Here is a 24,692-nt window from a genome sequence, read left to right as displayed (position 1 = left end):
TATCTTTCAGGCTACCTCTTTGTTGGCTTCTTTCACTCACCCCGTCACTTATCGATATAAGCGCCGGGGGAATTCGTTCAGTTGCCACCGCGATGTAACGCGAAATACTCAGGGCTTTTATCCTTCCACCAGCAGTAATTTGTAAAGCGGTTGATTCTCTTCAACCAAATCGGCCAGCGTGTAGTTGTCCAACTCCTTGAGGAAACTTTGCACAGCCTTAGAAAGCGCCCGCTTAAGGCGGCAGGCGGAAGTAATATGGCAAAACTCACTGCTACAGTTAACCAGCGCCAGCGGTTCCAGATCACGCACGACATCGCCAATGCAGATATCTTTCGCCGCCCGACCAAGGCGTATCCCGCCGTTTTTTCCTCTGACGGCAGCAACGTAACCTTCACGACTAAGTTGATTGATTATTTTGACCATATGATTACGGGACACACCATAAATTTCAGTGACCTCGGTAATGCTGGTCATCTTTCCTTCCGGCAAGGAAGCCATGTAAATCAATGCGCGTAATCCGTAATCCGTAAAACTTGTTAACTGCACATCTACCTCAGTAAAAGGGAGAAAGGTGAGATACCTACAGGTATTGACTCTATTGATGATAAACCAGCCAACAGTGATGCCGCTAATTTATTTGAACTGAAGGGGAAAAAAGCAGGAAGAGAGGGGCCTGCAAGGCAAGCCCCCTGGATCATTACGCGTCGAATGGGTCGCGCAGGATCATGGTTTCTGTGCGGTCCGGACCGGTAGAGATAATATCGATCGGCACGCCAGTCAGTTCTTCAATGCGTTTGATGTAATTCAACGCCGCCTGCGGTAACCCGCTACGCTCTTTCACGCCAAAGGTCGATTCAGACCAGCCCGGCATTGTTTCATAAATCGGCTCAATACCTTCCCAGTTGTCTGCCGCCAGCGGAGTCGTCGTCACTTCACGACCATCCGGCATACGGTAAGCAACACAGATCTTCACTTCTTTCAGGCCGTCCAGGACGTCCAGCTTGGTCAGGCAGAAGCCAGACAGGGAGTTGATCTGCACAGCACGACGAACGGCAACGGAGTCCAGCCAACCGGTACGACGACGACGACCAGTGGTAGCGCCGTATTCGTTACCCTGTTTGCACAGGAACTCGCCGATATCATCGAACAGTTCTGTCGGGAACGGACCCGCACCCACGCGGGTGGAGTAGGCTTTGATGATACCCAGTACGTAATCCACATAACGCGGACCCAGGCCAGAACCTGTTGCCACGCCACCTGCAGTGGTGTTAGAGGAGGTGACGTACGGATAGGTACCGTGGTCGATATCCAGCAGCGTACCCTGCGCACCTTCGAACATCACGAAGTCGCCGCGCTTACGCGCCTGATCCAGCAGATCGGAAACATCAACCACCATCGCGGTGAGGATGTCGGCAATCGCCATGACATCGTCCAGCACTTTCTGGTAGTCAACCGCTTCAACTTTATAGAAATTCACCAACTGGAAGTTGTGATATTCCATCACTTCTTTCAGTTTGTCAGCAAAGGTCGCTTTATCGAACAGGTCGCCAACACGCAGACCGCGGCGAGCAACTTTATCTTCATAAGCTGGCCCGATACCACGACCGGTGGTGCCGATAGCTTTCGCACCGCGCGCTTTCTCACGTGCTACATCGAGCGCAACGTGATAATCAAGGATCAGCGGGCATGCTTCGGAGAGCAGCAGACGTTCACGAACCGGGATACCACGGTCTTCCAGTTCTTTCATCTCTTTCATCAGAGCAGCAGGAGACAGCACAACACCGTTACCGATGATGCTGGTCACATTGTCACGAAGAATGCCCGATGGAATAAGATGGAGGACGGTTTTTTCACCGTTGATTACGAGAGTATGGCCTGCGTTGTGACCGCCCTGGTAGCGAACAACATATTTAGCCCGTTCAGTCAGAAGATCAACAATCTTCCCTTTACCTTCGTCACCCCATTGGGTGCCCAGTACGACGACGTTGTTACCCATTTTTTCAAAATCACCGTTTGCTTAAAAATGGATTCTACCATCGCTTTTTCAGATATACAGCACTTTTTGTACCCAAAATGAGGCAAATCCGACCGTTTTTTGATCAGCCAATCGTTTTCCTCAACATGTAGTAGATAACGATACCGGCGACCACAAGACCCCCTCCGAAACGACGCAGCAGGTTGTCTGGCAATGTACTCATCGTGGCAATCATGCGACGCCAGGCTCGGGGATAAAGCATCGGACCGAGCCCTTCAAACACCAACACGAGCGCCAGTGCCAGCCAGATTGTTGCGTTCATTTTTTATCCTTATAAAAAGAAAACCACCGCCCTGATGGGCCGGTGGTTTTTACTTATAAAATCGAGACGTCAGTTTAACGTGTCGCGGAAGTCGGTGTCTTCATGTAACGGAAGAAATCGCTATCCGGGCTGAGAACCATCACATCCTGGTTGCTCTGGAAACTGCTTTCGTAAGCACGCAGGCTACGGATAAAGGCGTAGAAGTCAGGATCCTGACTAAAGGCGTCAGCAAACAGTTTCGCCGCTTCGGCATCGCCCTCACCACGCAGGATACGGCCCTGACGCTCAGATTCCGCCAGTGTCTTCGTGACTTCATAATCGGCCGCTGCGCGCAGTTTTTCAGCCTCTTCCTGACCCTGAGAACGGTGGCGACGGGCAACCGCTTCACGCTCAGCGCGCATACGGTTGAAGATCGCTTCCGACACTTCGGTTGGCAGGTTGATCTGCTTGATACGCACATCAACGACTTCAATACCCAGCGCCGCCATACTGTTCGGGTTCACCACCGGCACTTTACCGTTGGTTTCAGCCTGAACGCGCTCCGCCGCTTTAGCGATTTCGTTATCCGCCGCTGGCGTTGTCACTTCGTCTACCGTACCCGCAGAACCGGAGTTCAGCGCGTCACGCACTTCCAGCGTCAGGCGGCCACGAGAGTCGGTCACGATATCTTTGACATCCAGGCGACCAATTTCAGAACGCAGACGGTCCGAGAACTTACGTTTCAACAGTACTTCCGCCTGAGAGACGTCACCGCCTCCCGTCGCCAGGAAGTAACGGCTGAAATCGCTGATCCGCCACTTGATGTACGAGTCGACAATCAGGTCTTTCTTCTCTTTGGTCACGAAACGATCGGCCTGGTTATCCATCGTCTGGATACGCGCGTCCATCATTTTAACTGACTGAATAAAAGGCACTTTAAAATGCAGACCAGGCTCATAAATTACCGGCTTTTTATCGCCGTCACGCACCACGCTGCTGAACTGGAATTTGATCCCGCGTTCACCCTCTTTTACGACAAAAATAGAGGTGTAGAGCACTACCAGCGCGATGATGATAATCGCGATAACTGACTTACGCATCGTTATTCCCCCTGACGCTGATAGTCGTTACGCTGCGCGTTAGCGCGGCGTTGGTCCATAATGTCGCCCTGACTGATAGACGATGAATTGCTCGCACCGCTGTTACCGGAAGAGGACGCAGGCGGCAGGCGCAGAAGGTTGTTCGCGCCACTGCTATCGCTCTTTGCCGCAGGTGCATTCCCGCCTTTCAGCATCTGATCAAGCGGCAGAACCATCAGGTTGCCACCTTTATCGTTGACCAGCACTTTACGGGTGTGGCTCAGCACTTTTTCCATGGTCTCGATATAGAGACGCTCACGGGTAATTTCCGGTGCGGCTTTATACTCAGGCAGAATCTTCGCAAAGCGAGCCACTTCACCCTGGGCTTCCAGAATGGTTTGGGTCTTGTACGCACGCGCTTCTTCCAGGATACGCTGCGCCTGACCGTTTGCACGAGGCTGCACTTCGTTGGTGTACGCTTCCGCTTCACGGATGAATTGCTGCTCGTTTTCACGTGCGGCAATCGCATCATCAAAGGCGGCTTTGACCTCTTCTGGCGGACGCGCCGCCTGGAAGTTGACGTCCAGCAGGGTGATACCCATGTTGTACGGTCTGATGGTCTCTTCCAGCTCACGCTGGGTATCGCTACGGATAACGGTACGGCCTTCAGTCAGAATGCGGTCCATGCCGTATTTACCAATAACGCCACGCAGCGCGCTGTCTGTCGCCTGGCGCAGGCTGTCATCCGCGCTGGTTACGCTATAAAGGTAACGTTCAGGATCGGTCACGCGGTACTGCACGTTCATTTCGACGCGCACGACGTTTTCATCAGACGTTAACATCACGCCGGACGCCGCCAGCTCGCGAACGGATTCGACGTTTACCGCCGTCACGTTATCGATAAAGGTCGGTTTCCAGTTCAGACCTGGCTCTACCAGATGACTGAATTTGCCGAAACGGGTCACAACGCCACGTTCCGCTTCTTTAATGGTGTAGAACCCACTGGCAGCCCAGATAATCACGGCAGCAGCCGCGACGATGCTGACGATGCGGCCGCCAACGTGGCCACGCGGGCCGGAAGGTTGTTGGCTTGCGCCACCTGAACCGGTGCCTTTGCCACCGCCCAGGCCGCCGAGTTTTTTGCTCAGCTTACGGAAGATATCATCCAGATCAGGTGGCCCCTGATCGCGACCGCCTTTGTTTCCATTTCCCTCAGAGTTGCCGCCTGGTTTGCTGCTTCCCCACGGGTCGCGGTCTTGTCCGTTGTTACCGGGCTGATTCCACGCCATGTATGTGCTCCATATTTGTTATGCGGTTTTACCCTTCATGCTTTGGGCTGCCTCTTTGTTGGCGGCCTTGATTTGCCGCCACGATGCAACCCAAATTATTTTAGGTACCCCCAAAGGGGAAAATCCTTCTGGCCAACCGGTCAGACGACGTAGTCTTCCAGTGCCGGTTCTTGTTTACAGAGGCGACGCCAGTCCACAATCGGCATACGCACCTGTATGCCCAGACTCCCGTCTTCCTCCATCCACTCTTTTTCGATGGCCTGAAGCTGATAAAAACGACTTCTCAGACGACCTTCTTTTGCCGGCAAACGCAACGTATGCTGCGCAACCTCGCCAGACAGCCGCTCTGTTAAAGCCTGGAATAACAGTGGTACGCCGACTCCGGTCTGAGCGGAAAGCCACACCCGAATCGGTTTATTTTCATCATCACGGTCGATACGCGGCTCAAAATCATCCAGCATATCGATCTTATTCATCACCAGCAGCGTCGGGATTTCATGTGCGTCGATCTCTTCAAGCACAATGTTCACCGCCTCAATGTTGTCAGCGACACGCACATCGGCAGCGTCTATGACATGCAATAGCAGCGTCGCCTGCCGGGTTTCCTGCAACGTCGCTTTAAACGCCGCCACCAGGTCATGTGGCAAATGGCGAATAAACCCAACGGTATCCGCCAGTACGGTTTCACCTACGTCAGCAACATCAATACGACGCAGGGTCGGGTCCAGTGTGGCGAACAGTTGATCCGCCGCGTACACCTGGGCCTCGGTTATCTGATTAAACAGGGAGGATTTGCCGGCGTTGGTATAACCCACCAGCGACACCGTTGGAATATCCGCTTTCATGCGCGAGCGGCGTCCCTGTTCACGCTGCTTTTCCACTTTCTCAAGCCGCGAGAGGATTTGCATAATACGATTACGCAGTAAACGACGGTCGGTTTCGAGCTGGGTTTCACCCGGGCCACGCAAACCAATCCCGCCCTTCTGTCTTTCAAGGTGGGTCCAGCCACGCACTAAACGCGTCGCTAAATGGCGCAACTGCGCCAGCTCAACCTGCAGCTTACCTTCATGGGTACGCGCACGCTGGGCGAAAATATCTAATATCAGACCTGTACGGTCGATAACCCGGCATTCACATAACGCTTCAAGATTACGTTCCTGGGCCGGACTCAATGCGTGATCAAATAAAACAACAGAAGCCCCTGTCGCTTTTACGGCTTCCGCAATTTCGACAGCCTTACCTTCACCTACAAAATACTTAGGGTGCGGTGCTTTACGGCTACCAGTAATCACCTGCATTGCTTCGACACCGGCGGAAGAGACCAGAGATTCAAACTCCTGGAGATCTTCCATATCTTTGTCTTGCGAAAAATAGATGTGTACCAGCACCGCCTGCTCACCGGCTTCATAACGGTCAAACAAGCGTAAACTCTCCTAAAATACCAGCGGGGAACTCAGAATCCTGGCTCCCCGACATGGAAAAACAGCCATCAACCTTATTCGGTTTCTTCGCTGTCCTGCTGCGCAGAGGACTGAGCATTGCTACCGTGATGGTAGTTACTGCCAGTGCCGCCGCCCGCGTTATTGCTATGATGAGAAACCGGGCGAGACGGAACAACAGTAGAAATAGCATGCTTGTAGACCATCTGGCTGACCGTGTTTTTCAACAGGATCACGAACTGATCGAAAGACTCAATTTGCCCTTGCAGCTTAATACCATTCACCAAATAAATTGAAACTGGAACACGTTCCCGACGCAGTGCGTTCAGGAACGGATCTTGTAAAGATTGCCCCTTAGCCATTCTATCTTTTCCTTATATGCTTGTTTTGTACTTAGAACCCGGGAGTTCTGAAAACTGCGTAAAATTTTGCGCACGATACAACTTGATTGTACACATTCAATTCGCGATCGCACCAATAACCTGTAACACTTCGTTGTATGACTCTTGCGGCTTTTCACTGTCTAACCAGTGAACGCCATCCCAGCCACGCAACCAGGTTATTTGCCGCTTAGCTAACTGCCTCGTGGCGCAAACACCTCTGTAAACCATTTCGTCGTAGGATATTTCGCCTTCAAGATACGACCACATCTGGCGATAACCCACACAACGAACGGAAGGCATATCCGTATGCAAATCTCCGCGAGCAAAAAGCGCCCGCACTTCTGCTTCAAAACCCGAAGCTAACATCTGATGAAAACGCTGCTCAATTCGCTGATGGAGCAGTTCACGGCTCGCCGGGGCGATGGCGAACTGATGCACCTGATACGGCAGAGTATCTCCAGACGTTTGCGTCAGATCTGTTAAAGTTTTACCCGAAATGAAAAAAACTTCCAGTGCCCGGGAAAGCCTTTGCGGATCATTTGGATGGATTCGCGCTGCGGCTACAGGATCAATAGTCTGTAGCTGCTGATGCAACGCGTCCCATCCACGCTCTGCTGCTTGTCTTTCAATCTCTGCTCGTACCGCTGGATCCGCTGATGGCAAAGGGGACAACCCTTCCAGCAGTGCCTTAAAATAAAGCATCGTGCCGCCAACCAGCAGCGGAATGCGCCCTTCTGCGGTAATCTCCGCCATGGCTGCCAGCGCATCGCGGCGAAAATCGGCTGCGGAATACGCCTGCGCCGGGTCGAGAATATCCAACAACCAGTGCGGAGCGGCGCGTAATTCAGCGGCAGTCGGCTTCGCCGTACCGATATCCATCCCTTGATAGATAAGGGCTGAATCTACGCTTATCAACTCAACTGGCAAAACTTTACGTAACTCAATGGCTAATGCCGTTTTGCCAGAGGCCGTCGGCCCCATCAAAAAAATAGCCTTAGGCAGGCCAGCCTTGCTTACATCACTCATGTTTCAGGGCATTCATCGCCATAGATAAATCAACAGGTTGTAACAAACCATCTGGCGGGGTCTTAACCAGATGCGGACAAAGACGCTCGACGTCGGTAAGCAGGCTAATGGCCTGCGCCATATTCCACTGGGTATGTTCGCTCGCCAGATGACGAGCCAGCCAGTGGGAAACATTCACCACATCAATCTCTGTCTGCTGCGCCAGGTAGCCTATCAGTTCAGGAATCAAGATTTGTAAATTTTGTTGGCGTAAGGGTAAAGGCACGGCGCGAATCGTAACGTGTTGACCATCCGGCACAAATTCGATACCCATTTCAGCCAGTACCGGTTGCGCGCGTTTTAACGCGGCATTTTCTTGTGAGGACACTTTCAGACGCACGGGAATGAGCAGCGGCTGTCCGCACACCGGCCCGCCGGTCGGCGACAATTGCGCCTGCCTCAGCCAGCGTTCTGCCACGGGCAACGCCAGTAACGCGACCTGGCCGCCGCGCTCAAGCAAAGCAAAGGCAGGCGCGACAACCGTCAGCACCCGACCAAAACTCTGGCTGTGCGCGTCCAGAACGGGAGCGGCTTCTTTTACGACATCCGCTTTACGCTCCGCCGCCGGGGTTTCCAGCAACTGGCGGTACAGCGCACCTTGCTGCTTCTGATAACCCGGCTGTGCGTTTGGCCATGAAGGCGCACGCGCGGAACCTGCCGAAGCAGCTCCTGATGAAGCAGACGCTCGCGGCGTAGGCTCGCGCATCACAGAGGGTTCTGCGAAGTGATTGCGCCCGGCGGCGATGCGGTTTTCCGGTATCGGACGCGGCGCAGGTTCGTCTTCCAACGGCAAGGCGGTTGCTGTCTGCTGTTGCAGCACGCTCAGCACACCCTGGTAGATAAAATCATGCACCAGCCTTGACTGGTGAAAACGCACCTCATGTTTTGCCGGGTGCACGTTCACATCAACCTGGTGCGGGTCTATCTCTAAATAGAGGACAAAGGCAGGCTGCTGATCGGCCCCAAGCTTGTCTTCACAGGCCTGGCGAATCGCGTGGTTAATCAGGCGATCGCGCATCATGCGGCCATTGACGTAGCAATACTGGATTTCAGCAAACGCGGATGTGGTCGCCGTGGGCTCAGCCACCCAGCCACGTAGCGCCAGATCGCCATGCTGCCATTCGATTTCCAGCGCCTGTTCCAGAAATGCAGTACCGCAAATAGCCCCCAGTCGACGTTCTTTTTGCCCGTTCTGAGTCACCGCACGGTACTGACGCATCATCTTACCGTTATGGCTTAGGTTGATGGTGACATCAAAACGCGCCAGCGCGATGCGTCTTACGACTTCATCAATATGGCCGAATTCGGTTTTTTCAGTGCGCATGAATTTGCGCCGCGCCGGGGTGTTATAGAAGAGGTCCAGCACTTCCAGGGTGGTGCCAACAGGATGGGCGGCAGGCTTAACGGTCACGTCCATATCGCGGCCTTCCGCATAAGCCTGCCAGGCCTCCTGCTGTTCGGCGGTGCGCGAGGTGAGCGTCAAACGCGAGACAGAGCTGATACTGGCCAGCGCTTCACCGCGAAAACCCAGACTGATGATGGCTTCAAGATCGTCAAGCGAGGCAATTTTACTGGTGGCATGACGTGCCAGCGCCAGCGCCAGCTCATCTTTTTTAATGCCGCCGCCATTATCGCGAATGCGGATAAGCTTCGCCCCGCCGCGTTCAATATCGATATCGATGCGGGTCGCGCCCGCATCCAGACTGTTTTCCACCAGTTCCTTCACCACCGACGCAGGGCGTTCCACCACTTCGCCTGCGGCGATTTGGTTCGCAAGCTGTGGCGGCAAAACCTGAATCGGCATGAAGTCTCCTTAATTAAGCAATCCGCTGGCGGGCGCTGCGGCGTTAGCCATTTGTCCACTGCCCCCCTGCGGCGCAGATTGCAGAGGGTGTGCAAGGAAATAGTTGCGCAGCCCCGTGTAGATTGCTTCCGCAAGCTGCTGCTGGTATTCATCGCTGCCCAGCATACGCTCTTCGCTGTTGTTACTGATAAACCCGGTTTCAACCAGCACTGACGGGATATCCGGCGAACGAAGTACACCAAGGCTTGCGTGTTCCGGATGTCGCTTATGCAGCGCGCCAATACGCGCAAGCTGAGTGATCATACTGCTGGCGACATCATAACCGACACGCTGAGAATGGCCGAATTGTAAATCCAGCACCGCCTGGCTCAGGTAGGGGTCAGACTGACTGTTCGCCAGCACATCGCCCGCACCGCCCAACAGTTCGGACTGTTTCTCATGCTGCTCAAGCCAGCCCGCCATTTCACTGTTGGCGCGACGGTTAGAAAGCACCCAGACGGACGCGCCGGTAGCATCGCGATTCGGTGCGGCATCCGCATGAATCGACACCAGGAAGTTTGCGTTTTGTTTACGCGCCACGTCCGAACGCCCCATCACCGAGATAAAATAATCGCCATCGCGGGTCATTACGGCTTTGAACATTGGGTCGTCATTCAGCAAAGTACGCAGTTTACGCGCCACGGAGATAGTGACGTTTTTCTCCTGAGTACCGCCAGGGCCAATCGCACCAGGATCCTGCCCGCCGTGCCCGGCATCGATAGCAATAATGACTTTACTGTCCCCGGAAGCCGGACGCGCTTGTGCCGCAGGACGAACCGCCGTATTGCTGCTGGTGACGCTAGTGATGCGATCGTTGCTGCCACTAAAAGGATTACGACCGGGTTGGGTCTGCACCGGTTGCGGCGTGACGGCAGGCGTCTCAACGCGTTTCGCTACCACTTTTGGCGGCGGAGGCGGTGGCGGCACATCGGCATCAATGGTAAACACCACGGTATAGCCTGAGCCGCTTTGCTGTTTCACCGCGCGCGTTTTACCGTTTTGCGTTAAATCGACCACCAATCGCAGCGACTGGTTATCCTTCGGCGTGCCCGAACGAATGCTTCTGACCAAATTGTTACCGCTGAACTGGAGCGGCAACCCCTGAATTACACCGGTTTGTTTGATATCCAGCGCAACGCTTCGCTTCCCTTCCTGAGAAAAGGCATATTCCGGGTCGCCCATAAAACTGAACGTGATACGGGCCTGGTTATCCCCATTGGAAACCTGAATATCTGACAAACTCGCCGCACCGACCTGCATGCTGAATAAAATCAGTGCGGTCATTAGCCAACTTTTAACGCGATAAATCATCCCGTCATCCCTTAGATTAACCGGCCAAACGAGCCAGCAATGCATCGCCAGATGAGGATACAGCAGTAATGCGCGCCTCACGCCCCTGCGCCTGGTAATCAATATGAATTTCGACATCCGGGTCAGGCAGCACACCCGCACCTTGTTGCGGCCACTCGACCAGGCAAATAGCGTCGTTGGCAAAATAATCGCGGATCCCCATAAATTCCAGCTCCTCAGGATCCGTAAGGCGATACAGGTCGAAGTGGTACACATTCAGCTTATCGAGTGTGTAGGGTTCAACCAGCGTATAGGTCGGGCTTTTAACATTCCCGTTGTGACCCAGAGCCTGCAGAAAGCCCCGGCTGAAAGTGGTTTTACCCGCACCCAGGTCGCCGTACAGGTAAATCACTGTCGCGCCATTGCAAGCCTGCGCCATGCGTTGCCCCAACGTAAGGGTCGCTTGCTCATCAGGTAAAGGAATTACTCGATTCATCATCTTCTGTTTCAATAACGTCCGGGTTAACTACACGCACCAGCGTGGAAAAAAGATCGGTTGCCAGCATGCCCCGCATCCCTTGTCGCGCCGCCAGCACATCTGCTGCGACACCATGGGCGAGACAGCCTGCGCAGGCCGCGTCATACAGTTCAAGCTTCTGCCCCAGCATTGCGCCGATAATGCCAGACAGCACATCTCCCATGCCGCCGCTGGCCATCCCCGCATTGCCGGCATCAATAATACTGACCTTGCCGTCAGCGCCCGCCACCACCGTACCCGCCCCTTTCAGAACGACAACGCCTGCGTATCGTTGTAGCAGACGTTGCGCAGAAAGTAAGCGATCACTTTCAATTTCTGCAACAGAACAGCCAAGCAGGCGTGCAGCCTCGCCGGGGTGTGGCGTCAGGATGCGATTGTGACGTTTATCGGGATTGATTGCCAGAAGGTTCAGCGCATCGGCGTCCCAGAGCATCGGTTTGCGGAAATTCTCAACTTTCTGCAGGGCTTTTTTGCCCCACTCTTGCTGACCAAGCCCCGGCCCAATGACCACCACATCGGCCCACTCCAGACTCTCTTCAAGGCTCTGTGGCGTGAGTTGATGTACCATCAGTTCCGGGCGGGCCGTAATGACAGGCGCAATATTTTCGCTACGCGTAAGCACACGCACCAGCCCCGCCCCCGCCCGCAGCGCCGCTTCGCCCGCCATGCGGATAGCGCCAGCGGTGCCATGATCGCCGCCAATGATGACCAGCCGACCATGGGAGCCTTTATGTGAAGTGGGACGGCGCGGCCTAAACCAGTGGGGAAGGAACGTCGCATCAACGCGGGTCAGTAAAGTTTGCTGCCCGGCCAGCCAGTTTTCCAGCCCCAGAGCATGATGATGGAGCACACCGACGACATCACGGGCCTTCCCGGTCAGCAATCCCGGTTTCAGGGCGATAAAAGTCACGGTATGCGCGGCCTCAATGACCGCACCGGGCGTTGTACCGGTCTGGGCCACTAAACCAGAAGGAATATCCAGCGCCAGGATCGGAGCCGGATGTGCATTGGCCTGGGCTATCAGGGAGGCGCCAGGTTCTCTTGGTGCGCTGTTAAGCCCTGTGCCCAGCAAACCATCAATAATCAGATCGACGCCTTCCGGCCAGATGATATCAGCGGCATGGATGACACCTCCCGCGTTCAGCCAGGCTTCTCGCGCCGCCTGCGCCTCTTCCGGCAGCGGCTTGCTCCCCTCAACAGCCAACAGGGTCACCTCAATGCCTGCGGCCGTAGCCAGACGTGCGACAACGTAACCATCGCCGCCATTGTTGCCATGGCCACACAGCACGAGCCAGTGTCGCGTTGTGGGGTAGTATGCCCGTGCGACGTTGAACGCGGCTTCACCCGCACGCTGCATCAGTTCAAACAGCGTAATCCCAAGGCTATCTGCCGCCTCCTTTTCCGCCCGCCGCAGTTCATCCGCAGGCCAGATTGAGTGTGGTATACTTGCTGCGTATTTCTTCATTGTATGGTCCGTCATGTCAGAACCCCTCGATCTCAATCAATTAGCGCACAGCATCAAACAGTGGGGCACTGAACTGGGTTTTCAGCAGGTCGGTATCGCTGACACCGACCTTTCCGCCAGCGAACCTAAGCTGCAGGCATGGCTGGACAAACAATATCATGGCGAAATGGAGTGGATGGCGCGACACGGCATGATGCGCGCCCGTCCACACGAGCTTCTGCCCGGCACCTTGCGGGTTATCAGCGTAAGAATGAACTATCTCCCCGCAAATGCCGCCTTCGCCAGCACACTTAAAAACCCGGCGCTGGGCTATGTCAGCCGCTACGCGCTGGGACGCGATTATCATAAACTGCTACGTAACCGATTAAAGCAACTCGGTGAAAAGATCCAGCAGCATTGTGCTTCGCTGAATTTTAGACCGTTTGTGGATTCTGCGCCCATCCTTGAACGCCCGTTAGCCGAAAAAGCCGGGCTTGGTTGGGTAGGTAAGCACTCACTTATTCTTAATCGCCAGGCCGGGTCATTCTTCTTCCTCGGCGAGTTACTCATTGATTTGCCCCTGCCTGTCGACCAGCCCGTTGAAGAAGATTGTGGTCGCTGCGTGGCCTGCCTCACCATTTGCCCGACGGGGGCGATTGTCGAGCCCTATACGGTCGATGCACGCCGCTGCATCTCTTATCTCACCATTGAACTGGAAGGGGCGATTCCGGAGGAATTCCGCCCGTTAATCGGTAACCGCATCTATGGCTGCGACGACTGCCAGCTTATTTGCCCGTGGAACCGTTTCTCGCAATTAACCGATGAAGCAGATTTCAGCCCGCGTAAGGCGCTGCATTCGCCGGAACTGATTGAATTGTTTGCATGGAGCGAGAGCTGGTTTTTGAAAGTAACGGAAGGCTCGGCGATTCGCCGTATCGGTCATCTACGCTGGCTGCGTAATATTGCCGTCGCGCTGGGTAACGCGCCCTGGAATGAAGCCAATATACATGCGCTGGAACAACGCCGGGGTGAGCACCCACTTCTTGATGAACATATAGAATGGGCCATTGCGCAACAGGTAGAAAAACGAAATGCCTGCGTGGTGGAAGTACAGACGCCGAAGAAACAACGCCTTGTGAGGGTCATCGAAAAGGGGTTGATACGTGACGCCTGAGCCATCCACAGCTTGTGAATAAAATTAAAAACGCATTGCGTTTCAATGCCCACAAAATCGTCAAGTGATCCCACTAACAATTTAAGATGAATTTTTTATTAAATAATTCAGTAAGTTAAATTGATACTATTCACCAGGCGAAGCGATTGGATTTTCAAATGAAGGCAGGCGTTCTGTGGATAAGTCTGTTTACAAGAATATGTAAGGACGAAAAAAATCGTCCGCAGCATGTGCTTTCCGCTGTGGATAATTTAATGGAGTAAAAATTTGGAGCGGGAAACGAGACTCGAACTCGCGACCCCGACCTTGGCAAGGTCGTGCTCTACCAACTGAGCTATTCCCGCTTGGGTGGTGCGTATCTTTCGATACTTTTCAAATTTTGGAGCGGGAAACGAGACTCGAACTCGCGACCCCGACCTTGGCAAGGTCGTGCTCTACCAACTGAGCTATTCCCGCATAATCTCTGGTTTCACGTTGCAACAGCTTGGCTACACGTACATACCTGCGATTGATGGTGCATTCAAATTTTGGAGCGGGAAACGAGACTCGAACTCGCGACCCCGACCTTGGCAAGGTCGTGCTCTACCAACTGAGCTATTCCCGCAAACATCATTTTTCTTGCTGTCGTAATTTCACATTTCTGTGTCGTCACGGGAGGCGCATTATACGAGAATTCCTTTCTCCTGCAAGCCCCCCGAAAACGATTTTTTAAATTTTTCGTTCAAGTGCTCGATTATTCGTCATCTTGCCTGTTTTTGCACCGGACGGACTACCTTACTCTCTTTTTCATCCATCCGGGCACTCTTTTTACAGCTTAATAAAATGTTCGCGATAGTAAGAAAGCTCGGCCACAGACTCGCGGATATCATCCATTGCCTGATGCGTGCCCTGTTTTTTGAAGCCGTCGAGAATTTCCGGTTTCCAGCGACGCGCTAACTCTTTTAAGGTGCTTACGTCCAGATAACGATAGTGGAAGTAAGCTTCCAGCTCCGGCATGTACTTAAACAGAAAACGGCGGTCCTGACCGATACTGTTGCCACAAATTGGTGACTTGCCCGCTGGCACCCACTCTTTCAGAAATTCGATGGTCGCCAGCTCTGCCGCGCGATCATCAAACTGACTTGCCTTGACGCGCTCCACCAGACCGCTGCCAGTGTGGGTACGTACGTTCCAGTCATCCATCAACGCCAGTTGAGCGTCAGACTGATGAACCGCAATGGTCGGCCCCTCCGCCAGGATATTCAGATTCGCGTCGGTAACCAGGGTCGCGATTTCAATAATACGATCGCGTTCCGGATTCAGCCCGGTCATCTCCAGATCGATCCAAATCAGGTTGTTTTCATTTGCACTCATGCTATTTTCCACCCTTCTCGCGTCATATTCAGCGTGACTATATTCATCTAAAATAGCGTGTATCATAAAGGTTTTGCCCATCCGGGGCGACCAGGAGCCAGTACGATTGAGTAAAAATAAACTCTCCAAAGGACAGCAACGCCGCGTCAACGCGAATCATCAGCGCCGGTTAAAAACGTCTGTGGAGAAAGCCGACTACGATGACAACCTGTTTGGCGAGCCGTCTGAGGGCATAGTGATCAGCCGCTTCGGCATGCACGCGGACGTTGAAGCCGCGGATGGCACCGTACACCGTTGCAATATTCGTCGTACCATTCGTTCACTGGTCACCGGCGACCGCGTCGTCTGGCGTCCGGGCAAAGAGGCGGCGGAAGGGGTGACGGTAAAAGGCATTGTCGAAGCCGTACACGATCGCACGTCTGTACTGACCCGTCCTGACTTTTACGATGGCGTAAAACCGATCGCGGCAAATATCGATCAGATCGTGATCGTTTCAGCCATTTTGCCGGAACTCTCGCTCAATATTATCGATCGTTATCTGGTGGCCTGTGAAGCGCTGGAGGTTGAACCGCTGATCGTGCTGAACAAGATCGATCTGCTGGACGATGAAGGCATGGCCTTCGTAAATGAGCAGATGGATATCTACCGCAAAATCGGTTATCGCGTATTGATGGTATCCAGCCACACCCAGAACGGGCTGCAGCCTCTTGAAGACGCGTTAACTCACCGTATCAGTATCTTCGCCGGGCAGTCTGGCGTGGGCAAATCCAGCCTGTTGAACGCCCTGCTCGGTCTGCATGAAGACCAAATCCTGACAAATGATGTCTCTGATAACTCCGGTCTGGGCCAGCACACTACGACAGCCGCCCGTCTTTATCACTTCCCGCACGGCGGCGATGTGATTGATTCTCCCGGGGTGCGTGAATTTGGACTCTGGCATCTGGAGCCGGAACAAATTACTAACGGCTTTGTCGAATTCCATGACTATATCGGCCACTGTAAATATCGTGACTGTAAACACGCCAGCGACCCAGGCTGCGCCATCCGCGAAGCCGTCGACAAGGGCGAAATCGCCGGGACACGGTTCGAAAATTATCACCGTATTCTTGAGAGCATGTCACAAGTAAAAACGCGTAAAAGCTTTTCTGAATCCGATGACTGACAACTAAGCTAAGCGTCGTTAGAATCGTCCCCTTTTTTGCAAAGACCTGGCGATAGCGCCGGGTCAGGAACGACAAAAACAATGGCCTGGAGGCTACCTTGTTAAACTCATTTAAACTTTCGCTTCAATACATTCTGCCGAAACTGTGGCTCACTCGCCTGGCGGGCTGGGGCGCAAGCAAACGCGCGGGTTGGCTGACCAAACTGGTTATTGATCTGTTCGTCAAATACTACAAGGTCAATATGCAGGAGGCGCAAAAGCCGGACACCGCCAGCTATCGCACCTTCAACGACTTCTTCGTGCGCCCGTTGCGTGACGATGTTCGCCCTCTGAACACCGATCCGAACATCCTGGTGATGCCCGCAGACGGCGTGATAAGCCAGCTTGGTAAAATCGAAAACGACAAAATCCTGCAGGCGAAAGGCCACGATTACAGCCTGGAAGCCCTGCTGGCAGGCAACTACCTGATGGCAGACCTGTTCCGTAATGGCTCTTTTGCTACCACGTACCTGTCACCGCGTGATTATCACCGCGTGCATATGCCGTGCAACGGTATCCTGCGGGAAATGATTTATGTACCGGGCGACCTGTTTTCGGTTAACCACCTGACTGCGCAGAACGTGCCGAACTTGTTTGCCCGTAACGAGCGCGTCATTTGCTTGTTCGATACTGAATTTGGCCCGATGGCGCAAATTCTGGTCGGAGCAACGATTGTCGGCAGTATTGAGACAGTCTGGGCCGGTACGATCACTCCGCCGCGCGAAGGCATCATCAAACGCTGGACCTTTCCTGCAGGCGAGAGCGATGGTGCAGTTGCACTGCTGAAAGGCCAGGAGATGGGCCGCTTCAAACTGGGTTCAACGGTGATTAACCTGTTCGCGCCGGGTAAAGTGAACCTGGCAGAACACCTGCAAAGCCTTTCTGTGACCAAAATCGGCGAGCCGCTGGCCGTCTCCACCGAAACGCTGGTGACACCGGAAGTTGAACCGACGCCTTTGCCCGCAGAAGAAATTGCCGCCGAGCTGGATGCCAGCCCGCTGGTAGACGACAAGAAAGACGAAGTCTAACGAAGAAGGTAAGCTGTAGTGCGCCTGATTATCATTTTTCTGATGGCCTGGTGCCTCAGCCTGGGGGCCAACGCAGCAACGGCCCCCGATGCCAAACAAATCTCGCAAGAACTGGAGCAGGCCAAAGCGGCAAAAGCCACGCCCGATCAGGCTGAAACCGTCGAAGTGCTCCAGGGCGCGCTGAACGCGCTTGAAGAGCGTAAAGGCTCGCTTGAGCGCGCCCAGCAATATCAAGACGTTATCGATAACTTCCCCAAACTTTCCCGCACGCTACGCTCGCAGCTAGATAACCTGCGCGATGAGCCAAAATCGGTGCCTGCCAATATAAGCACCGACGCGCTAAACCAGGAAATTCTGCAAGTCAGCAGCCAGTTGCTGGAAAAAACCCGCCAGGCACAGCAAGAGCAGGAGCGCGCCAGGGAAATTAACGATTCCCTGAGCCAGCTTCCGCAACAGCAAACGGATGCTCGCCGCCAGGTTAATGAAGTTGAACGCCGCATCGGCGCGCAAACCAGTAATACGCCGCTCGCGCAGGCGCAAAATCTGAGTGCCCAGGCAGAGTCTGCAAAACTGAGGGCACTGGTCGATGAACTGGAACTGGCACAGCTATCGGCAAATAACCGCCAGGAGCTGTCACGGATGCGCTCAGAGCTGGCCCAAAAGCAGGCACAGCAACTGGATGCTTACCTGCAGGCGCTGCGTAATCAGCTCAACAGCCAGCGTCAGCGCGAAGCCGAGCAGGCGCTGGAGAGTACCGAACAACTGGCGGAAAACAGTGATAACCTACCGCCCGGTATCATCGAACAGTTTAAGATCAACCGTGAGCTGTCGCAGGCGCTGAACCAACAGGCGCAGCGCATGGATCTGGTCGCCTCACAACAGCGTCAGGCGACAAATCAGATGTTGCAGGTCCGTCAGGCACTGAACACCCTGCGCGAGCAGTCACAGTGGCTGGGCGCGTCCAATATGTTGGGTGAAGCGTTGCGCGCTCAGGTGGCCCGCTTGCCGGAAATGCCTAAGCCCCAGCAGCTCGATACAGAAATGGCGCAGCTTCGCGTGCACCGCATGCGCTATGAAGACCTGGTGAACAAGCAGCCTCAGTTGCGACAGATTCGCCAGGCTGACGGCCAGCAACTGACGGCGGAGCAGAGCCGTATACTCGATGCCCAGTTGCGCACGCAGCGTGAGTTGCTCTCGTCGCTACTACAGGGTGGCGATACCCTGATTCTGGAACTGACAAAGCTTAAAGTTTCCAATAGCCAGCTTGAGGATGCGCTGCGCGAGGTGAATGAAGCCACGCACCGCTACCTTTTCTGGACGGCGGACGTCAGTCCAATGAGCCTGAGCTGGCCGGTTGAAATCGTGCAGGATCTGCGGCGCCTCATCTCGCTGGATACCTTTAGCCAACTCGGCAAAGCCAGCGCAATGATGCTCACCAGCAAAGAGACGCTGTTCCCGCTTTTTGGCGCGCTCATCCTCGTAGGTTTCAGCCTCTATTCGCGTAAGCACTTCACCCGTTTCCTTGAGCGTTCCAGCGCCAAAGTTGGCAAAGTCACTCAGGATCATTTCTGGCTGACAATGCGTACGGTGTTCTGGTCGATTCTGGTCGCCCTTCCGCTTCCCGTATTGTGGGCAACGCTGGGTTACGGCTTACAGGAAGCCTGGCCGTATCCCCTGGCCGTAGCGATTGGCGACGGCGTCACCGCGACCGTTCCGCTACTGTGGGTTGTGATGATTTGCGCCACTTTCGCCCGCCCAACCGGATTATTTGTCGCCCATTTCGGCTGGCCGCGTCATCGCGTGGCGCGTGGAATGCGCAACTACCTGATGAGCATTGGTTTTATCGTGCCATTGATTATGGCGCTGATCATGTTCGATAACCTCAATGACCGGGAGTTTTCCGGGTCGCTGGGCAGGCTCTGTTTTATTCTGATTTGTGGTGCGCTGGCGGTCGTCACACTCAGCCTTAAACGCGCCGGGATCCCGCTCTATGTCGATAAGACCGGTTCGGGTGATAACATGCCGAACCGCCTGCTATGGAACCTACTGTTAAGCGCCCCGCTGATTGCGATTCTCGCTGCTGCGGTGGGCTATCTGGCCACCTCGCAGGCCCTGCTGGCGCGTCTGGAAACCTCCGTCGCCATCTGGTTCCTGCTGTTAGTGGTCTATCACATTATCCGCCGCTGGATGCTGATCCAACGCCGCCGTCTGGCGTTCGATCGTGCCCGCCATCGTCGCGCTGAGATCCTCGCCCAACGCGCGAAAGGCGAAGATGAGACGCCGCACTCCACCAGTACCGAAGGATCGGTCGAGATAGATGAGAAAGAGCTCGATCTGGATGCCATCAGCGTGCAATCGCTGCGCCTGGTGCGCTCGATCCTGATGCTTATCGCGCTGCTCTCCGTCATTGTGCTGTGGTCAGAAATCCACTCAGCTTTCGGCTTCCTGGAGAACATTTCCCTGTGGGATGTCACCTCCACGGTGCAAGGAGTGGAAAGCCTTGAGCCCATCACTCTCGGCGCGGTGTTGATTGCCATTCTGGTGTTTATCATCACCACGCAACTGGTGCGTAACTTTCCGGCGCTGCTTGAGCTTGCCCTGTTGCAGCATCTGGATCTTACCCCAGGCACCGGTTATGCCATCACCACCATCACCAAATATCTGCTAATGCTGTTTGGCGGGCTGGTTGGATTCTCCATGATCGGGATCGAATGGGCTAAATTGCAGTGGCTGGTTGCCGCGCTTGGCGTCGGTCTGGGCTTTGGCCTGCAGGAGATCTTCGCTAACTTTATTTCCGGCCTGATCATTCTGTTTGAAAAGCCGATCCGTATTGGTGATACCGTGACGATCCGCGATCTGACCGGTAGTGTCACGAAGATCAATACCCGCGCCACGACGATCAGCGACTGGGATCGCAAAGAGATCATCGTGCCCAATAAGGCCTTTATTACCGAGCAGTTTATCAACTGGTCACTGTCGGACTCGGTGACGCGTGTGGTGCTGACGGTTCCGGCACCCGCCGATGCCAACAGCGAAGAGGTAACGCAGATCCTTTATACCGCCGCAGAACGTTGTACGTTTGTGATTGATAACCCTGCCCCGGAAGTGTTCCTGGTTGACCTCCAGCAAGGGATTCAGCTATTTGAACTGCGTATCTACGCCGCCGAGATGGGGCACCGTATGCCGCTGCGCCACGAGATTCATCAATTGATTCTGGCAGGCTTCCGCGAACATGGCATCGATCTGCCGTTCCCACCGTTCCAGATGCGGCTTGAAAGTCTGGACGGCAAGCGCACGGCGCGCACGCTGACATCGGCAGGGAGAGGGAATCGTCCGGCGGGAAGTGTGTAATCTTTCCCCGATGCGCTTATCGGGGCTACTCTGACAGCCTCTCCCACTGGGAGAGGCTTCGATGATCAACGCCATCAGACCGTTGCCCGGATAAGGCGTAGCCGCATCCGGGATGGTGAAGCCGAAAAATCAGGAGCGATCGACGGTAAACGCCATTACCTCAGCAAGGCTTTCCGCCCCCAGCGCCAGCATCACCAGGCGATCAACGCCCAGCGCCACACCGGAGCAATCCGGCATACCGGCCTTCAGCGCCTCCAGCAGATTTGTATCCACCGGTTGCTGCGGCAGACCACGTGCGGCACGCTTACGATTATCCTGCTCAAAACGCTGCTGCTGTTCACGGGCATCGGTCAGTTCATGGAAACCATTTGCCAGTTCAATACCTTTGAAGTAGACCTCAAAGCGTTCCGCCACGCGGTGATCTTCGGTGCTGATTTGCGCCAGCGCGGCCTGACTTGCCGGGAAGTGGTAGACAAACGCCGGACGGTCTTTGCCGATATGTGGCTCAACGCCCATGGTGAATAGCAGTTGCAGCAAGGTATCGCGGTCTTCTTCAGTGTCTGCGATATTGCTTAAATCAAGCTTTGCCGCCACTTCACGCAGTTGAGTTTTATCCGCAGAAAGCGGATCGATTTCCAGGTAGCGCTGGAAAGCCTGCTGATAAGAGAGTGATTCCGCTGCCGGACACTCCAGCACCTGTTGCAGAAGGTCATCCACTTCATTCATCAAACGATACATATCGTAGTGCGGACGGTACCACTCCAGCATGGTGAACTCAGGATTATGATGACGCCCCATTTCCTCATTACGGAAGCTACGGCACAGTTGGAAAACCGGGCCACATCCTGCCGCCAGAAGACGCTTCATGTGGTATTCCGGGCTGGTCATCAGATAAAGATTCATCCCTTGCGAATGGCCGGGACCAACGAAACGGGTCTCAAACGGGAACAGATGAATATCGGTTACCGTGGCCTGGCTCATACAAGGCGTTTCCACCTCTAACACGCCGCGATCGGCGAAGAAACGCCGAACTTCCGCCATAATTGCTGCGCGTTTTAATAAGTTAGGGATGGATGCGCTCGGCTGCCAGGTTGCCGTCTCGCTCATGGTACGTTCTCCGAATTCAAACAAGGGCACGAAGTCTACCCGTATCGGCTCAGAGAGACAAATTTTGAGCGGAATAAGGTTCAGCGACGGGAGGTAAAATCACTAAAGGTTGGGGGTTTTGTAATTAAATTAATCAAAATCAATGATGTTTTGGGCCATTCATACGTTAAAAAAATCGAACAGGTCAAATTTCCCTCACCATCCTAAGATTATAATGCATACCAATAAAGGAGCAGTGGAATCGTATTCGAGGCCCTGGCTGGTCAGATCAGAAAGGGTTGCGAAATAACAATAATCAGGAGGAATGTCGTGCAAACTTTTCAAGCCGATCTTGCTGTAATTGGCGCGGGTGGCGCGGGTTTACGTGCCGCCATAGCAGCCGCCCAGGCAAATCCAAATGCTAAAATCGCCCTTATTTCAAAAGTTTATCCCATGCGCAGCCACACCGTGGCCGCAGAAGGCGGTTCCGCAGCCGTTGCACAGGATCATGATAGCTTCGAGTACCATTTTCACGACACTGTAGCCGGTGGCGACTGGCTGTGCGAGCAGGATGTCGTTGACTACTTTGTCCGTCATTGCCCCACCGAAATGACGCAGCTTGAACTCTGGGGCTGCCCGTGGAGCCGCCGCCCCGATGGTTCCGTCAACGTTCGCCGCTTTGGCGGTATGAAGATCGAACGCACCTGGTTTGCCGCAGATAAAACCGGCTTCCATATGCTACATACCCTCTTCCAGGCATCACTCCAGTTCCCGCAAATTCAGCGCTTCGACGAGCACTTCGTGCTGGATATTCTGGTCGACGATGGCCAGGTGCGTGGGTTGGTCGCGATGAACATGATGGAAGGCACGCTGGTGCAGATTCGTGCCAACGCGGTCGTTATGGCGACAGGCGGTGCGGGTCGCGTTTACCGTTACAACACCAATGGCGGTATCGTCACAGGCGACGGAATGGGCATGGCGCTTGCTCATGGCGTACCGCTGCGTGATATGGAGTTTGTCCAGTATCACCCCACCGGGCTGCCGGGTTCCGGTATTTTGATGACGGAAGGCTGCCGTGGCGAAGGCGGTATCCTGGTCAACAAAAACGGCTACCGTTATCTGCAGGATTACGGCATGGGGCCAGAAACCCCACTGGGCGAACCGAAGAACAAATATATGGAGCTGGGGCCGCGCGACAAAGTGTCGCAGGCGTTCTGGCATGAATGGCGTAAAGGCAACACCATTTCGACCCCGCGCGGCGATGTCGTCCATCTCGACTTGCGCCATCTGGGTGAGAAAAAACTGCTGGAGCGTCTGCCGTTTATTTGCGAACTGGCAAAAGCCTACGTTGGCGTGGATCCAGTAAAAGAACCGATTCCTGTACGCCCCACCGCGCACTACACCATGGGCGGTATCGAAACCGATCAGCAGTGCGAAACCCGTATCAAAGGGCTGTTTGCTGTGGGTGAGTGTTCATCTGTTGGTCTGCATGGCGCAAACCGTCTTGGCTCAAACTCGCTGGCAGAGCTGGTGGTGTTTGGTCGTCTGGCAGGTGAACAAGCAATGGCGCGCGCCGCCTCCGCGACAGCAGCCAGCGACGCTGCGCTGAACGCACAGGCCGCTGACGTTGAGCAACGCCTGAAAAATCTGGTTAATCAGGAAGGCACGGAAAACTGGGCGAAAATTCGCGACGAAATGGGTGAGTCAATGGAAGAGGGCTGCGGTATCTACCGTACGCCAGAGCTGATGCAAAAAACCGTTGATAAACTGGCGGAGCTGCAAGAGCGTTTCAAACGCGTGCGCATCACCGATACTTCCAGCGTGTTCAATACCGACATCCTTTATACCATCGAACTGGGGCACGGCCTGAACGTCGCCGAATGTATGGCTCATTCCGCGCTGGCACGTAAAGAGTCGCGCGGGGCGCATCAACGTCTGGATGAGGGCTGCACGGAGCGCGATGACGTCAACTTCCTCAAGCACACCCTGGCGTACCGGGACGCAGACGGTACTACCCGTCTCGATTACAGCGACGTGAAGATAACGACGCTGCCGCCTGCGAAACGTGTTTACGGTGGCGAAGCGGAAGCCGCTGAGAAGAAGGAGTCGACCCATGGCTGAGATGCAAACCCTGAAAGTTGAGGTGGTGCGATATAACCCGGAAGTGGATACCGCTCCGCACAGCGCCTTTTATGATGTGCCTTACGATGAGCAAACGTCGCTGCTGGACGCGCTGGGTTATATAAAGGATAACCTGGCGCCGGACCTCAGTTATCGCTGGTCCTGCCGTATGGCGATTTGCGGCTCCTGCGGCATGATGGTCAACAAAGTGCCGAAGCTGGCCTGTAAAACGTTTTTACGTGATTACACGAAAGGGCTAAAAATCGAGGCGCTGGCCAACTTCCCTATCGAGCGCGATTTAGTGGTCGACATGACCCACTTTATCGAAAGCCTGGAGGCCATTAAGCCGTACATCATTGGCAATTCGCGGACACCGGAGCAGGGGCCGAACAAGCAAACCCCGGCGCAGATGGCGAAATACCATCAGTTCTCCGGCTGTATCAACTGTGGCTTGTGCTATGCGGCATGTCCGCAGTTTGGACTCAATCCGGAGTTTATTGGCCCGGCGGCCATCACGCTGGCGCACCGCTACAACCTGGATAACCGCGACCACGGGAAACAGCAGCGTATGCCGCAGTTGAACAGTCCAAATGGCGTCTGGAGCTGTACCTTTGTGGGCTACTGCTCGGAAGTGTGCCCGAAACATGTCGACCCGGCGGCCGCTATCCAGCAGGGCAAAGTGGAAAGCTCGAAAGACTTTCTTATCGCCACTCTGAAACCACGCTAAGGAGC

Annotated in this window: 20 protein-coding genes and 3 tRNA genes; 6 read left to right on the top strand and 17 right to left on the bottom strand. The window is 54.5% G+C overall.

Annotation, left to right across the window (positions count from 1 at the left end; translation table 11 throughout):
• Positions 1–117: 117 nt before the first annotated feature.
• The 12 genes from nsrR to nnr form a co-directional block, all read right to left on the bottom strand.
• Positions 118–546 (bottom strand): nitric oxide-sensing transcriptional repressor NsrR, encoded by a 429-nt coding sequence (gene nsrR / locus ABU190_RS18710; RefSeq protein WP_039077809.1) that lies wholly within the window; start codon positions 544–546, stop codon positions 118–120.
• A 151-nt stretch (positions 547–697) separates the two neighbouring features.
• Positions 698–1,996 carry an adenylosuccinate synthase gene (gene purA / locus ABU190_RS18705; protein WP_039077810.1) on the bottom strand — a complete coding sequence of 433 codons (1,299 nt, stop codon included), beginning with the start codon at positions 1,994–1,996 and terminating at the stop codon, positions 698–700.
• 103 nt (positions 1,997–2,099) lie between these two features.
• Positions 2,100–2,297, bottom strand: a complete 198-nt coding sequence (locus ABU190_RS18700) for a DUF2065 domain-containing protein (RefSeq protein WP_039077811.1) — start codon at positions 2,295–2,297, stop codon at positions 2,100–2,102.
• 74 nt (positions 2,298–2,371) lie between these two features.
• Positions 2,372–3,376: a protease modulator HflC gene (hflC, locus tag ABU190_RS18695; RefSeq protein ID WP_039077812.1), complete on the bottom strand. Its 1,005-nt coding sequence runs from the start codon at positions 3,374–3,376 to the stop codon at positions 2,372–2,374.
• Positions 3,377–3,378: 2 nt separating this feature from the next.
• Entirely contained in the window at positions 3,379–4,644 is a 1,266-nt protein-coding gene (hflK, locus tag ABU190_RS18690; protein ID WP_039077813.1) for an FtsH protease activity modulator HflK, read from the bottom strand.
• Between the two features lie 140 nt (positions 4,645–4,784).
• A complete protein-coding gene (gene hflX, locus ABU190_RS18685) occupies positions 4,785–6,065 on the bottom strand; it encodes a ribosome rescue GTPase HflX (RefSeq protein ID WP_039077814.1) in 1,281 nt (426 codons plus the stop codon).
• A gap of 74 nt (positions 6,066–6,139) precedes the next feature.
• A complete protein-coding gene (gene hfq / locus ABU190_RS18680; protein WP_039077815.1) occupies positions 6,140–6,445 on the bottom strand; it encodes an RNA chaperone Hfq in 306 nt (101 codons plus the stop codon).
• 96 nt (positions 6,446–6,541) lie between these two features.
• Entirely contained in the window at positions 6,542–7,492 is a 951-nt protein-coding gene (miaA, locus tag ABU190_RS18675; protein ID WP_354692115.1) for a tRNA (adenosine(37)-N6)-dimethylallyltransferase MiaA, read from the bottom strand.
• Complete coding sequence (gene mutL, locus ABU190_RS18670) at positions 7,485–9,335, bottom strand: DNA mismatch repair endonuclease MutL (protein WP_354692114.1); 1,851 nt, start codon at positions 9,333–9,335, stop codon at positions 7,485–7,487. Before mutL ends, miaA begins: the two co-directional genes overlap by 8 nt.
• 9 nt (positions 9,336–9,344) lie before the next feature.
• Positions 9,345–10,685, bottom strand: a complete 1,341-nt coding sequence (gene amiB, locus ABU190_RS18665) for an N-acetylmuramoyl-L-alanine amidase AmiB (RefSeq protein WP_071193464.1) — start codon at positions 10,683–10,685, stop codon at positions 9,345–9,347.
• A 16-nt stretch (positions 10,686–10,701) separates the two neighbouring features.
• Positions 10,702–11,163, bottom strand: a complete 462-nt coding sequence (tsaE, locus tag ABU190_RS18660) for a tRNA (adenosine(37)-N6)-threonylcarbamoyltransferase complex ATPase subunit type 1 TsaE (protein WP_354692113.1) — start codon at positions 11,161–11,163, stop codon at positions 10,702–10,704.
• Positions 11,135–12,682: a bifunctional ADP-dependent NAD(P)H-hydrate dehydratase/NAD(P)H-hydrate epimerase gene (gene nnr / locus ABU190_RS18655; protein ID WP_354692112.1), complete on the bottom strand. Its 1,548-nt coding sequence runs from the start codon at positions 12,680–12,682 to the stop codon at positions 11,135–11,137. The genes tsaE and nnr overlap by 29 nt, the downstream gene beginning before the upstream one ends.
• On the opposite strand from nnr, the gene queG reads away from it, so the two are divergent.
• The gene (gene queG / locus ABU190_RS18650) at positions 12,681–13,820 is read left to right on the top strand and encodes a tRNA epoxyqueuosine(34) reductase QueG (protein ID WP_335257652.1); all 1,140 of its coding nucleotides are present in this window, start codon (positions 12,681–12,683) and stop codon (positions 13,818–13,820) included. The two genes, nnr and queG, sit on opposite strands and share 2 nt — an antisense overlap.
• Positions 13,821–14,088: 268 nt before the next feature.
• Here the strand turns inward: queG and ABU190_RS18645 are convergent.
• The 4 genes from ABU190_RS18645 to orn all read right to left on the bottom strand — a co-directional run bounded on the left by ABU190_RS18645 (position 14,089) and on the right by orn (position 15,173).
• A tRNA-Gly gene (locus tag ABU190_RS18645) sits at positions 14,089–14,164 on the bottom strand.
• 36 nt (positions 14,165–14,200) lie between these two features.
• Positions 14,201–14,276, bottom strand: a tRNA-Gly gene (locus tag ABU190_RS18640).
• A 72-nt stretch (positions 14,277–14,348) separates the two neighbouring features.
• Positions 14,349–14,424 (bottom strand) — tRNA-Gly (locus tag ABU190_RS18635).
• A gap of 203 nt (positions 14,425–14,627) precedes the next feature.
• On the bottom strand, positions 14,628–15,173 hold the full coding sequence (orn, locus tag ABU190_RS18630) for an oligoribonuclease (RefSeq protein WP_039077828.1): 546 nt from the start codon (positions 15,171–15,173) through the stop codon (positions 14,628–14,630).
• A gap of 106 nt (positions 15,174–15,279) precedes the next feature.
• On the opposite strand from orn, the gene rsgA reads away from it, so the two are divergent.
• From rsgA to mscM, 3 genes are all read left to right on the top strand, one after another.
• A complete protein-coding gene (rsgA, locus tag ABU190_RS18625; RefSeq protein ID WP_354692111.1) occupies positions 15,280–16,335 on the top strand; it encodes a small ribosomal subunit biogenesis GTPase RsgA in 1,056 nt (351 codons plus the stop codon).
• A 98-nt stretch (positions 16,336–16,433) separates the two neighbouring features.
• Positions 16,434–17,402, top strand: a complete 969-nt coding sequence (asd, locus tag ABU190_RS18620) for an archaetidylserine decarboxylase (RefSeq protein ID WP_296433627.1) — start codon at positions 16,434–16,436, stop codon at positions 17,400–17,402.
• 18 nt (positions 17,403–17,420) lie between these two features.
• Positions 17,421–20,753: a miniconductance mechanosensitive channel MscM gene (mscM, locus tag ABU190_RS18615; protein WP_296433626.1), complete on the top strand. Its 3,333-nt coding sequence runs from the start codon at positions 17,421–17,423 to the stop codon at positions 20,751–20,753.
• Positions 20,754–20,882: 129 nt separating this feature from the next.
• Here mscM and epmA read toward each other — a convergent pair whose 3' ends face one another.
• Positions 20,883–21,860, bottom strand: a complete 978-nt coding sequence (gene epmA, locus ABU190_RS18610) for an elongation factor P--(R)-beta-lysine ligase (protein ID WP_354692110.1) — start codon at positions 21,858–21,860, stop codon at positions 20,883–20,885.
• Between the two features lie 309 nt (positions 21,861–22,169).
• Here epmA and frdA point away from each other — a divergent pair, with 309 nt between their 5' ends.
• Positions 22,170–23,960 (top strand): fumarate reductase (quinol) flavoprotein subunit, encoded by a 1,791-nt coding sequence (gene frdA / locus ABU190_RS18605; protein WP_039077833.1) that lies wholly within the window; start codon positions 22,170–22,172, stop codon positions 23,958–23,960.
• Positions 23,953–24,687: a succinate dehydrogenase/fumarate reductase iron-sulfur subunit gene (locus ABU190_RS18600; protein ID WP_354692109.1), complete on the top strand. Its 735-nt coding sequence runs from the start codon at positions 23,953–23,955 to the stop codon at positions 24,685–24,687. The genes frdA and ABU190_RS18600 overlap by 8 nt, the downstream gene beginning before the upstream one ends.
• Positions 24,688–24,692 lie beyond the last annotated feature (5 nt).

This window comes from Phytobacter sp. RSE-02 (assembly GCF_040578655.1).
Classification (GTDB): Bacteria; Pseudomonadota; Gammaproteobacteria; order Enterobacterales; family Enterobacteriaceae; genus Phytobacter; species Phytobacter diazotrophicus.
This window is presented reverse-complemented; position numbering and strand designations above follow the sequence as displayed.

Excerpts from the sequence above, each read along its gene's own strand:
- queG (WP_335257652.1), top strand. The coding sequence starts at position 12,681 with ATGTCAGAACCCCTCGATCTCAATCAATTAGCGCACAGCATCAAACAG.
- ABU190_RS18700 (WP_039077811.1), bottom strand. The coding sequence starts at position 2,297 with ATGAACGCAACAATCTGGCTGGCACTGGCGCTCGTGTTGGTGTTTGAA.
- orn (WP_039077828.1), bottom strand. The coding sequence starts at position 15,173 with ATGAGTGCAAATGAAAACAACCTGATTTGGATCGATCTGGAGATGACC.
- hfq (WP_039077815.1), bottom strand. The coding sequence starts at position 6,445 with ATGGCTAAGGGGCAATCTTTACAAGATCCGTTCCTGAACGCACTGCGT.
- hflC (WP_039077812.1), bottom strand. The coding sequence starts at position 3,376 with ATGCGTAAGTCAGTTATCGCGATTATCATCATCGCGCTGGTAGTGCTC.
- mutL (WP_354692114.1), bottom strand. The coding sequence starts at position 9,335 with ATGCCGATTCAGGTTTTGCCGCCACAGCTTGCGAACCAAATCGCCGCA.
- hflK (WP_039077813.1), bottom strand. The coding sequence starts at position 4,644 with ATGGCGTGGAATCAGCCCGGTAACAACGGACAAGACCGCGACCCGTGG.
- tsaE (WP_354692113.1), bottom strand. The coding sequence starts at position 11,163 with ATGATGAATCGAGTAATTCCTTTACCTGATGAGCAAGCGACCCTTACG.
- miaA (WP_354692115.1), bottom strand. The coding sequence starts at position 7,492 with ATGAGTGATGTAAGCAAGGCTGGCCTGCCTAAGGCTATTTTTTTGATG.
- amiB (WP_071193464.1), bottom strand. The coding sequence starts at position 10,685 with ATGATTTATCGCGTTAAAAGTTGGCTAATGACCGCACTGATTTTATTC.
- nnr (WP_354692112.1), bottom strand. The coding sequence starts at position 12,682 with ATGACGGACCATACAATGAAGAAATACGCAGCAAGTATACCACACTCA.
- purA (WP_039077810.1), bottom strand. The coding sequence starts at position 1,996 with ATGGGTAACAACGTCGTCGTACTGGGCACCCAATGGGGTGACGAAGGT.
- epmA (WP_354692110.1), bottom strand. The coding sequence starts at position 21,860 with ATGAGCGAGACGGCAACCTGGCAGCCGAGCGCATCCATCCCTAACTTA.
- ABU190_RS18600 (WP_354692109.1), top strand. The coding sequence starts at position 23,953 with ATGGCTGAGATGCAAACCCTGAAAGTTGAGGTGGTGCGATATAACCCG.